This window comes from Flavobacterium sp. YJ01, assembly GCF_029320955.1.
Taxonomy (GTDB): domain Bacteria; phylum Bacteroidota; class Bacteroidia; order Flavobacteriales; family Flavobacteriaceae; genus Flavobacterium.
In genome coordinates, this window is the sequence record NZ_CP119757.1 from 3370069 (window position 1) to 3381495 (window position 11427).

Genomic DNA, 11427 nt, shown 5'->3' on the forward strand with positions numbered 1-11427 from the left:
CACGATGAACAGGATTTTAATAAAAAATGCCAAAATTGTAAACGAAGGGGCAATTTTTGAAGGTGATGTATTAATTGAAAATGATTTGATTGTTGAAATAGCAGACAGCATTTCATTAAAAACATCAGATTGTATTGTAGTTGATGCAGAAGGAAGTTATTTAATGCCGGGCGCGATTGACGATCAAGTGCATTTTAGAGAACCAGGATTAACACATAAAGGAGATATCGAATCTGAATCTCGTGCAGCAGTTGCGGGCGGAATCACGTCTTTTATCGAACAGCCAAATACAGTTCCGAATGCAGTTACTCAGGAAATTTTAGAAGATAAATATCAAATTGCAGCTCAGAAATCATTTGCGAATTATTCGTTTATGATGGGAGCAACAAACGATAATTTGGAAGAAGTTTTAAAAACAAATCCAAAAAATGTTGCGGGAATCAAAATTTTCTTGGGTTCTTCAACAGGAAATATGCTGGTTGACAATGAAGCAGTTTTAGAAAAGATTTTTTCTAGCACGCCAATGTTAATTGCAGTGCATTGCGAAGATGAAACTACGATTAAAAATAATCTTGCCGCTTTTAAAGAACAATATGGAGAAGATGTTCCAGTAACAGCACATAATTTAATTAGAAGTGCTGAAGCTTGTTATATTTCTTCTTCAAAAGCAGTCGCTTTAGCTAAAAAAACGGGAGCAAGATTGCATATTTTTCATCTTTCAACAGCGAAAGAAATGGAATTATTTACTAATAAAATTCCATTAGAAGAGAAAAAAATCACGGCTGAAGTTTGCGTTCATCACCTTTGGTTTACAGATGAAGATTATAAAACAAAAGGAAATTTCATTAAATGGAATCCAGCTGTTAAAACTGCCGATGATCGTGCAGAACTTTGGAAGGCTTTAAATGACGGAAGAATTGATGTAATTGCAACCGATCACGCTCCTCATACAAAAGAAGAAAAGCAGCAATCTTATTTGAATGCGCCTTCTGGAGGACCACTTGTGCAACATGCAGTTGTGGCAATGTTTGAAGCGCATCATCAAGGGAAAATTAGCGTGGAGAAAATCGTGGAGAAAATGTGCCACAATCCGGCTAAACTTTTCAAAATTGAAAAGAGAGGATTTATTAGAGAAGGTTATCACGCCGATTTGGTTATCGTTAATCCAAGTTTGCCTTGGAGCGTAAAACCAGATAATATTTTATACAAATGCGGATGGTCGCCTTTTGAGGGTTATACTTTTAAATCTAGAATTACGCATACCTTTGTAAACGGAGAATTGGTTTATAACAATTTCAAAGTAAAAGACACCAGAGCTGGAAAAAGATTATTGTTTGACAGATAAAAAGCAATTATGAAGAATTTTATAGTAATACTATTGGTTTTATTTCTTTCTGTAAGTTGTAAAAAAGAGCTTGTAAAACAGCCAGCAAAACTTATTGAGAAAGAAAAAATGGTAGATATTATGTATGATTTGGCGATTTTGGAAGCAATAAGATATCAGAAACCAATGTCTTTAGATTCGTTAGAAAGCGATCCGACGAAATTTATCTTAAGAAAGTATAAAGTAGACAGCCTTCAATTTGCTCAAAACAACATGTATTATGCTTCTGATTATGAAAGTTATAAAGAAATGTTTGATGATGTCAACAAGAGAATTGCTGTAAATCAAAGAGCGGCAGATTCTCTGGCTAAAATAGATGAGAAAAAAGCAGCTAAGGCTAAGAAAAACAAAATAAAAGAAGTCTCTAAAGATTCGTTTAGAAAAATAGCACCAAAAGTCAATATTGATTCTTTAGAATTGGCGCATAGAAATCGAAGAAGATAATTAAGCTTTCGAACTTTCTTTGATGTAATAATGAATATCTGTAAAAACCGTTCCTAGAGCGGTTTTTATTTTTTCGTTACTATATAAATTGGTAGAATAAGAAGCTTTGGCTGTTGCTTTTGTAATGCTTCTTTTTCTAAAAAATAAGCTTGAAAATAAGAAATCAGAAACCCATAGCAAATTCATGAAAAATGGTTTGGCATGAATGTGCGGTCTTTTGACTTTTAAAGCATCTGCAACGGTATTCAGAATATCTTTAAAAACAATATTGTCTGAAATAAGCGTAAAACGTTCGTTTTTAATATCACTTTTCATTAATTGGAAAGTTGTTTTTACAACATCATCAATAGAAATAAAACCTGTGTTTCCCAGCGTGTAAAATGAAAGTCCGTTTGCTACTTTTTTATAAATTTCACTGCTTCCTTGTTCAAAAACAGACATCATTTTTATCGGTCCTAAAATAACTCCAGGATTTACAATAATAACATTTAATCCTTCTTGTTGTCCGCGCCAAACTTCCATTTCTGCTCCATATTTAGAAATGGCATAATCGCTGTGCGGTTTTTCTGGATTCCAATCTGTTTCTTCTGTAATGTGCGTTTCGTGAGAAGCAATGTCGCCTAAAGCGGCAATGGAACTTATAAAACAGAATTTTTTAACTTCTTTGGCAATCGAAAAATTAACCATGTTTGCTGTGCCTTCGATATTAGTTTTTCTAAGCTTTTCTTCGTCTTTTGGATTAAACGAAATTAAAGCGGCACAATGATAAACTTCTGTTATTTCGATAAAAGCATTTTCTAATGAAGGAACGTCTAGAATATCGGCTTCAAGCCAATTAATTTTTTCGAATAGATCAGCTTTTTTATAAAAATCAAAAACCGATTTTGTTTTCTGAATATTCTTTTGGGTTCTGTAAATAGCCCGAACATTTTCTCCATTTTCTATTAAATGAAGTAATAAATGTGAGCCTACTAAACCTGTTCCGCCAGTTACTAATACCATTTTGTAAAGATAACTTTTTGCTTTTAAGGTGCAAAGTTGCAGAGAGACAAAGTTGCAAAGGTTTTTTATAAAGGTTCAAAGTTGCAGAGAGACAAAGTTGCAAAGTTTTTTGGTTTTTGCCACAAAGGCACTAAGTCGGAAAGTTTTTGTTTTTTAAAATAATATTTGTGCCTTAGTGCCTTAGTGGCAGACTTTTTTGTCATTGCGATTGACATTGATTACATTTGCGCAAATTATTTTATAAAAAATGAAGAATCTAGTTGAAGAATTAAAATGGCGCGGGTTATATCATGATAGTATGCCTGGAACGGAAGAACAATTACTAAAAGAAGCTACCACTGCGTATATCGGTTTTGATCCAACGGCAGATTCACTGCATATCGGAAGTATGGTTCAGATTATTTTATTGGTTCATTTAAAGAATTTTGGTCACAGACCAATTGCTTTAGTTGGTGGAGCAACAGGAATGATCGGAGATCCTTCTGGTAAATCTGATGAAAGAAACTTGCTTGATGAAGAAGCTTTGGCTAAAAACGTTGCAGGAATAAAAAGTGTTCTGTCTCGTTTCTTAGATTTTAATTCAAACGAAGCAAACGCACCTGTAATGGTGAATAACTACGATTGGATGAAAGAATTCTCTTTTATAGATTTTGCACGTGAAGTTGGAAAAAGAATCACCGTAAATTATATGATGGCTAAAGATTCTGTAAAAAAGAGATTTAGCGGAGAAGGTGAAGGAATGTCTTTTACAGAGTTTACCTACCAATTAATTCAAGGTTACGATTTTTATCACTTATATAAAAACAACAATTGCATTTTGCAAATGGGAGGTTCTGACCAATGGGGTAATATTACCACAGGAACAGAATTAGTACGCAGAATGGGTGGAGAAAATGCAAAAGCATACGCTTTAACAACGCCTTTAATTACAAAAGCAGACGGATCTAAATTTGGAAAATCTGAAGGAGGAAACGTTTGGTTAGATGCTGATAAAACTTCAGTTTACAAATTCTACCAATTTTGGGTAAATACAACAGATGTTGACGCTGAGAAATACATTAAAATCTTTACTTTCTTAGATAAAGATACAATTGATGCTTTAATCGAAGAGCACAAAACGGCTCCGCATTTAAGAGTTTTACAAAAGAAATTAGCCGAAGAAATTACGGTTTTTGTTCACAATCGTGAAGAATTAGAAAAAGCAATTCAGGCTTCTAATATTTTGTTTGGAAACTCAACGGCAGAAGATTTGAAAAAATTGGATGAAACAACTTTCTTAGAAGTTTTTGACGGAGTTCCGCAAGCTGAAATCGAGAAAGCAGATTTAGAAAACGGATTGGAAATTATTACTGTTTTAAACGAAAAAACGGGTTTCTTTAAATCTAATGGAGAGGCGAGAAGAGCTTTAACTGCAAATTCAATTTCTGTAAATAGAGAAAAAATAAAAGAAGATTTTGTTTTAACAGCAAATGATTTAATTAACAATCAGTTTGTTTTATTACAAAGTGGTAAGAAGAATTACTTTGTAATTAGAGTGGTGTAAATGGTTTAACTGTTTAATCGGTTAATTGTTTAACCGATTGTTCAACTTCAATCTTAAAAATATAAATTCCAATATCTCGAAAGATGTATTGGAATTTTTTATTTCAAGAAATCATTCCGTAGGAATGTCTCGTTGGTAGAACTATAATTTGGTTTGCAGTTCTACGTTCCGTAGGAACGTTTGATCAATGAAAAAGATTTGTAATGTAAAATCAAGTGTCCCTACAGGACACACACACAAGGAATAATGCTATTTTTTTACCGACGAGATATTCCTACGGAATATACCTAACATTGTTATTGATGAACTTTTTAATCGTTTAATTATATAATCGATGCAAAACCGATTAAACGATTAACCAAATCAACGATTAAACCATATTAAAGAACCATAAGGTTACAACCACGAATATCAGAATTATCAAAACGTCCCAATACCTCGAAAGAGTTGTTTGGATATTTTTTGCCTAAATCTTGAGTGGCGATAAAAGAACATGAATTGATATTGGCTAAATCAATAACGTTGATTCCGCCAGTTTTTCCACTTTCAACGTAGGTCAGGGCATCTTCTGGATCGCGAATCAAGATATTCATCCAAGAAGGACATTCAAAAATGCCTTCTCCTAAAGAATAAGCTTGTGCTAAAAGTTCGGTCATTCCGTATTCTGAATGAATAGAAGAGACACCAAAACCTTTGCAAAGCTGTTCATGCAATTCTTCGCGAATCATTTCTTTGCGTTTTCCTTTCATTCCTCCAGTTTCCATAATAATGGTGTTTTGAAGGTCGAATTGATGTTTTTCGATTAAATCTAATAGAGCATAAGTAACTCCAATTAAAATTACGTTTTGGCCAGCTTCATCTAATTCAAGAAGCTTTTTGATTAAATCATCGTGATTGTGCAAATAAAAACCGCTTTCCGGTTGATTAGAGAGCTTTATTAAATCTTCGACCATGTAAATTAACGAAGAGCCTTCGCGTTCTAAATATGACGGCAATAGGGCTAAAACAACGTAATCTTCAATGTTTCCATAAAATTGCGAAAATCCTTTTCTATAGCTTTCTTCGTAAAGCGTAACATCTGTTACCAAATGTCGACTTGTAATCATTCCAGTAGTTCCGCTACTCGTAAAAGTTACTTGTGCGGGATCCGAATTAGAAACGACATCATGGCTTTTAAAAAACTGAATAGGTAAAAAAGGAATTTGCTGCAAAGATTTTACCTGTTGTGGATTCACTTTTAAAAAATCACAAAAATCACGATATACTTTGTTATTCTCGAGCTGAAAACGAAACACTTTTAGTGCTATTTTTTCAAATTGCTTCTGACTAGAAATGGTAAAGATATCGCTGGCTGTGATCAAAACTTTTTTTTGCAAAGATATTATTTTTTAGTGTTCAGTGTTCAGTTTTTGTCTCGCGATTCAGTGTTCAGTTTGGAAAAGAAATAAAAAAGATAAAACAATCTGAACACTAAAAGCTGGATACTGAATACTAAAAAAGCTCCTTATGGGAGGAGCTTTTTTTTATATTTTATCTTATAATGAGTTTTCGGGTTGCCGATGCATTCAATTCGCTAATTTTAATGATGTACACTCCAGGCGGAAGTTCAGAAACACTTAACTCTCTAGAAGCTAAATGTGCTTGGAGTACTTTTTTTCCTAAAATATCAAACACAATAATTTCTTTCTCTAAATCGTTTTTAGTTGAGATGTAGACTTTTCCATTAGTAACTGGATTAGGATACAAGCTAAGTCCCTCAATAGAAGTTGTTTCTTGAGGTTTTGGTAATTGCTTGCTGTCCTGCGCTGAAGCGCTAACAGTAAAGAAAAAAGCCAATAAGAAAGTAATATAAAAGTAGTTTTTTGCCATCGCAATATTTTAGTTATTGTAAATATACAAAAAAAATTACAAAAATTACGCCAAAACAAAATAGGGGTAAGATTTAGGATGTTTTTAACATTTTGGATTTGAAGTTATTGCAATCGAGAATATTATTAAACAAAAAAACACCCTAATGAAATTAGGGTGTTTTAAAAATATTTTATTTTTTAGATTATAGACCTTTTGTCCATCCAGCAGTCCATGTTGGAACTCCTGATCCGTTTCCTGCTCCAGTTGCAGTTGTAGATTCTGTGTAAACTTTAACGAAATCATTGTTAACTACAGATGCAGTAGTTGTTGATTTAGATTTAAGAGTTACATCTTCGAATTTTACGTTTGTAGCTAACAAGTCAGTTCCAGCGTATCCGATGCTTTCGTCATGTTGAACATCAAATCCAGTTTTCCAACCTTTTAATACAACATTATTGAATTTACCTTTAGTACCAACTCTTAATTTGAAAGCTTGAGATTCTGCACTTGTGTCATTAACTCCAGCTCCAATTAAAGTAAGGTTGTTGATTGTTGGGAAAGAAATTGGAGTAGCTAAGTGGTTGTTAGCATTGTTATCAGCTTCGATACCTCTGTTACCAGCGTTAGTTCTGATTCCGTAGAAGTTATCACCAGTTCCATTCCATCCTTCAGTCCAGTCAAATAAATCATCACCTACTAATGCAGTATCTTTGTTAGAAACTACTAAGTGAGAAGCGTTTACAGTTCCACCGAACCACTCGAATCCGTCATCAGAGCTTTCGTAAACTTGTACGTAATCAACAACAGTTCCTTTTCCAACTCCGAAGAAAGAAACTCCGTTAAATTCTTTATCACTGCTGTAAGAGAAACCTGGGTACTCAATTCTTAAATATTTGATTGATCCAGAGTTGTCATTTACGTCAGTTCCACCGTAAGTCAATTCAGAAACTTCAGCAGAAGCAGTAACTCCTTTGTTGATTGGAGCTTTTCCGCAAATTACTAATCCACCCCAAGCAGCTGGTTTTTTAGTTTCTGAAGTCATAATTACTGGGCTAGTAGCAGTTCCTTGAACGTCGATTTGTCCTCCTTGCGCTACAGCAATATATCTTACAGCTTGTAATTGGTCTGCAGCTACAGCAGTTGCTTCAATGATAACTCCAGGTTTAATTGTAAGTTTAGCAGTATTTTTAACTACTAATTTTCCTGTTAGTTTATAAGTTCCTGACTCTAATACTACCTCACCGCTGTTGATTTCCCCTTGCAGATTATCTCTAACAACTACGAAATCAGATTTTGGTCCGCTGTTGTTGTTGTCGTCACTAGAACAAGATGTTGTAAGTGTTACAAGTGATAAAGCTGCTAAGCCTAAAATTGTTGAAATTGTCTTTTTCATTACTTTTTTTAATTAGTTTGTGTTTATGCAAAGATTAGAACTTAACTCTTAATCAACGTTAAGCCGTTGTCATCTATTTGTTATGTGTTTTTTACTGAAATGTTAATTAATTGATAACTCAGTATTTGTTTTATGTTATTAGAATTGGTAGTTCATTCCTAATCCAAATGTTAACCCTTTTTTGTAGTTGAATACTAGTACATCTCCACCTGCATTTTCTTGAACTCTTTTAAATTCTGGATTCAATAAGTTTCTTGCTCCAAAATCAATTCCAAAGCTTTTAGTCAATTTTGTTTTCAAAATAAGATCTAAAGATCCCATTGCTTTATCAACTAAATTTCCTTTTCCTTCGTTTCCAATTGCGTAAAGCTTATCCGAATAATGGTTGTAAGCAAGTGTTGCAGTAATTCCAGAATCGGTTGTGAAGTTTTTAGCATAAGATAAATCAGCATTTAAAATCAAATCTGAAGCTCCTGTAAATCCTGAACTGCTATCTGTAGTGTTGATGTTCAATCTTCCGTCTGTTTCATTTCTAACTTTATCAGCATCAATATCTTGATGTGTTTTCATTAAAGAAGCATTAAATCCAAAAGAAAGTTTATTAGTATATTCTCCTTCAATTTCAAAGATGTTTTTTCTTGCCTCTAACTCAATTCCATAAGCATAACCTGTATCTCCGATATTAACAAAAGAAATATCATTTGTAGAAGAAGCAATAATGATTTGGTTGATTGGATCCATGATATATTTTCCAAAAGCAGTAACAGAGAATAACTCATCGCTTTTCGGGAACATTTCCCATTTTAAATCCAAATTGTAGTTTTGTGAAGGATATAAACTTGGGTTACCAATTACAGATTCCATTACATCTTCATAAATAAACAAAGCACGTTCTTTAAACTGTGGTAATGTGTAAGTTTTACTAAGTGCAAAACGAAGATTTTGTTTTTCGTTTAATTCATACTTTAAGATAGCACTTGGTAAAAATTCATTTCTTTCAAAAGTATTTGTTCCTCCACCAGCATCAAGCTGTGTTCTCCAGTTAACTGTTTGAGAGATTCTTTCGTATCTCAAACCAATAACAGTGCTTAATTTATCTGTGAATTTGTATTCGAAATTACCAAAACCTGCATGTATATCTTGTTTTCCATCATAAGTTTGAGGAGCCATTCCTGCAAAAGCAGCAGTTGAGAATAAACCATTTTGATAATTTTCTTGGTTAAAAAAGGCGTCTAAATTATTTGGATTAACGCTTGTGTTCTGACCAGCTTGGCTAATGTTGAAGTTGAATTGAATAGCTTCAAAATCACGTTTTTTAAATCTACCGTTATAACCTACAGTAATTTTTCCTTTTGGCTCACCGTCTTTATCTCCTAATTTGTAAGATAATGCAAGATTAGCCGCTGCTTCATTCTCTGTAAGATCTTGAAAATATCTCTGATTATCAGTAGTGGTTCTTTGAGCAAGTGTGTATCTGTCAGTTGTTGGATTGTAGAACATTTTGTTTTGAGTTCTGTCTGGCATATCACCTTTTACAGTATTGTATGAAACTCCCCAATCCAAGTTGATTTTATCTGTTATTTTATCATTTCCTAAAAGCTGATTGATTATAACAGTATTTTGTGTAAACGTACCTCTTTGAACCTGAAGGCTTGCATCAGAGTTGTCAAAATCACGATCACTTCCAAAATATGTGTCTCTAGTTTGCTCAGAAGAGTTAACAAACAAGAAGTTATACCCAATTTTGTGGTTTTTGTTCAAACGGTAGTTTGCGTTGAACATTCCAGTAGTATTGGTGTTGTAAGTGAATTTTTCTTGTTGGAAAGATTTTAATGAAGCACCTTGAGCATTTACACTTTGAGTAAGTCCTTCTCTATATTCGTAACCGTTTCCAAATCCTGCAGTAGCAAAAAGGCTTAATTTTCCTTCTTCACCAATATTGAAAGTTTTACCAGCTTTTAAGTTAAAGTTTCCGCCAAATGGAGATTCTTTTTTAGGATTTAAGCTGTTTTCAAAACTAAAACTGTTTAGAGGATTGTTTGGAACTCCATAAGAAACAAAACCAGATTTGTTTGGTCCTTGCTGTAATAAAAAGTCGCTAGAGTTTGATACTGCATTAGTGTTAACTTTTGATCCTAATGAGATTTCAAACATTCCTTTTCCGCGGTAATCTTTAGATACGATATCCACATTTCCTCCAGCAAAATCTCCGTACATTTTTGCACCGTAAGATTTGTCAATTGAAATATATTCAACAATATCAGTTGAAAAAAGATCAAGTGCAATATTCTTTCTCTGAGGATCATTTGATGGAATTGGCAATCCGTTCATCGAAGTAGAGTTGTAACGGTCACCCAAACCTCTTACATAGACACTGTTGCTTCCTTCTTGTTTAGAAACACCAGATGTTTTTGCTACAGCTGCAGCTACATCACTAACTCCTTTTCTAGAAAGTTCTTGTGCGCCGATAGTTTGCTTAATATCTACCGCGTTTTTTTGTTCTAAAAGTAAAGCAGTTTCTTTTTGTTTGCTAACGGCAGTTGCTTGTACAACTACATCTTTTAGCGTATAACTTCCAGAAGAAAGTGCTTGATTGATCACTACAGTTTCGTTTGCTTTTACGGCAACTGGAGCTTCTACAGATTCGTATCCAAGGAAACTAAAAACTAAAGTATAATTCCCGGGATTTACATTCATGGAATATTTTCCATCAACGTCGGTATTTACATTAATATTCGTACCTTTAATAAGTACATTAGCAAAAGGTAACGGATCGTTGTTCATGTCTTTGTCAGTTAGAACTCCAGAAATTGTACCTTTGTTTTGCGCGATCGAAATCGTACAGATAAATAATGCAATAAATAGAAATCTTAAATTGAATTTCATTTGTTCAGTGTTGTGTTAATTTATTTTTGTGCAAAGAAAGAACCACGCTGTAAAGTCCATGTTACGGACTTGTTATGTTTTTGTGTTGTTAAGATTATCAAATTGTTATGAGATTAAATTACGGTTAACACCATTTTTTAACGGTTCTTTTGTTAGTATATTTACCCTGTGAAATAAGAAATGTCGAATGTTAAAGAATAAAAATTCGATATAAAAATCTCAATTTTTGCTATTTATGAAAAAAACACAAACTAAGATTTTATTAGTTGACGACGAACCAGATATCTTAGAAATCGTTGGCTATAACCTTGCTCAGGAAGGCTACCAGATTGTTACGGCATCTAATGGAAAAGATGCAATAGCAAAAGCGCAGAAAGAGTTGCCAGAATTGATCATTATGGACGTGATGATGGCAGAAATGGACGGAATGGAGGCTTGCGAGCATATTAGAAAAATTCCTGAATTAAATAATGTTATCATAACTTTCCTTACAGCAAGAAGTGAAGATTATTCGCAAGTTGCTGGTTTTGATGCCGGTGCTGACGACTATATTACTAAGCCAATTAAACCAAAATTATTGGTGTCTAAAGTAAAGGCGCTGTTAAGAAGGTTAAAAGAACAAGAAGTAGTTAGTGATACTTTGAATGTTGGCGGAATAGAGATTAACCGCGAAGAATACAAAATCATAAAAGGTAATGTAGAAATTGCTTTACCGAGAAAAGAATTCGAATTGTTTTATCTATTGGCTTCTAAACCAGGAAAAGTTTTCAAAAGAGACGAAATCTTGGATAAAGTTTGGGGTAATGAAGTTGTAGTTGGAGGAAGAACAATCGACGTTCACATCAGAAAACTGCGCGAAAAAATCGGAGAAGATCTTTTTAAAACTATAAAAGGTGTAGGCTATAAATTTGAAGTTTAGTATTT

The 11427-nt window shown here is 33.6% G+C and carries 9 protein-coding genes; 4 read left to right on the top strand and 5 right to left on the bottom strand.

Annotated elements, in window-relative coordinates; translation table 11 throughout:
* Positions 1 to 4 precede the first annotated feature (4 nt).
* Together P0R33_RS14735 and P0R33_RS14740 are read left to right on the top strand one after the other, a co-directional pair.
* Entirely contained in the window at positions 5 to 1345 is a 1341-nt protein-coding gene (locus tag P0R33_RS14735; protein WP_276171935.1) for a dihydroorotase, read from the top strand.
* A 9-nt stretch (positions 1346 to 1354) separates the two neighbouring features.
* Entirely contained in the window at positions 1355 to 1828 is a 474-nt protein-coding gene (locus tag P0R33_RS14740) for a DUF4296 domain-containing protein (RefSeq protein ID WP_276171936.1), read from the top strand.
* Here P0R33_RS14740 and P0R33_RS14745 read toward each other — a convergent pair whose 3' ends face one another.
* Positions 1829 to 2830 carry an NAD-dependent epimerase/dehydratase family protein gene (locus P0R33_RS14745; RefSeq protein ID WP_276171937.1) on the bottom strand — a complete coding sequence of 334 codons (1002 nt, stop codon included), beginning with the start codon at positions 2828 to 2830 and terminating at the stop codon, positions 1829 to 1831. It abuts the gene before it with no gap.
* A 247-nt stretch (positions 2831 to 3077) separates the two neighbouring features.
* On the opposite strand from P0R33_RS14745, the gene tyrS reads away from it, so the two are divergent.
* Entirely contained in the window at positions 3078 to 4373 is a 1296-nt protein-coding gene (gene tyrS / locus P0R33_RS14750; protein ID WP_276171938.1) for a tyrosine--tRNA ligase, read from the top strand.
* Between the two features lie 380 nt (positions 4374 to 4753).
* Here tyrS and P0R33_RS14755 read toward each other — a convergent pair whose 3' ends face one another.
* The 4 genes from P0R33_RS14755 to P0R33_RS14770 form a co-directional block, all read right to left on the bottom strand.
* Complete coding sequence (locus P0R33_RS14755; protein ID WP_276175661.1) at positions 4754 to 5734, bottom strand: acyl transferase; 981 nt, start codon at positions 5732 to 5734, stop codon at positions 4754 to 4756.
* A gap of 169 nt (positions 5735 to 5903) precedes the next feature.
* On the bottom strand, positions 5904 to 6242 hold the full coding sequence (locus P0R33_RS14760) for a T9SS type A sorting domain-containing protein (protein WP_276171939.1): 339 nt from the start codon (positions 6240 to 6242) through the stop codon (positions 5904 to 5906).
* 184 nt (positions 6243 to 6426) lie between these two features.
* Positions 6427 to 7617: a hypothetical protein gene (locus P0R33_RS14765; protein WP_276171940.1), complete on the bottom strand. Its 1191-nt coding sequence runs from the start codon at positions 7615 to 7617 to the stop codon at positions 6427 to 6429.
* A gap of 138 nt (positions 7618 to 7755) precedes the next feature.
* A complete protein-coding gene (locus P0R33_RS14770; protein WP_276171941.1) occupies positions 7756 to 10503 on the bottom strand; it encodes a TonB-dependent receptor in 2748 nt (915 codons plus the stop codon).
* Between the two features lie 235 nt (positions 10504 to 10738).
* Here P0R33_RS14770 and P0R33_RS14775 point away from each other — a divergent pair, with 235 nt between their 5' ends.
* Positions 10739 to 11422, top strand: a complete 684-nt coding sequence (locus P0R33_RS14775) for a response regulator transcription factor (RefSeq protein ID WP_095954934.1) — start codon at positions 10739 to 10741, stop codon at positions 11420 to 11422.
* Positions 11423 to 11427: the final 5 nt, after the last annotated feature.

Bases quoted from the DNA above. Each gene is read 5' to 3' on its own strand.
- P0R33_RS14745 (WP_276171937.1), bottom strand. From the start codon at position 2,830: ATGGTATTAGTAACTGGCGGAACAGGTTTAGTAGGCTCACATTTATTA.
- P0R33_RS14740 (WP_276171936.1), top strand. From the start codon at position 1,355: ATGAAGAATTTTATAGTAATACTATTGGTTTTATTTCTTTCTGTAAGT.
- P0R33_RS14775 (WP_095954934.1), top strand. From the start codon at position 10,739: ATGAAAAAAACACAAACTAAGATTTTATTAGTTGACGACGAACCAGAT.
- tyrS (WP_276171938.1), top strand. From the start codon at position 3,078: ATGAAGAATCTAGTTGAAGAATTAAAATGGCGCGGGTTATATCATGAT.
- P0R33_RS14770 (WP_276171941.1), bottom strand. From the start codon at position 10,503: ATGAAATTCAATTTAAGATTTCTATTTATTGCATTATTTATCTGTACG.
- P0R33_RS14765 (WP_276171940.1), bottom strand. From the start codon at position 7,617: ATGAAAAAGACAATTTCAACAATTTTAGGCTTAGCAGCTTTATCACTT.
- P0R33_RS14760 (WP_276171939.1), bottom strand. From the start codon at position 6,242: ATGGCAAAAAACTACTTTTATATTACTTTCTTATTGGCTTTTTTCTTT.
- P0R33_RS14735 (WP_276171935.1), top strand. From the start codon at position 5: ATGAACAGGATTTTAATAAAAAATGCCAAAATTGTAAACGAAGGGGCA.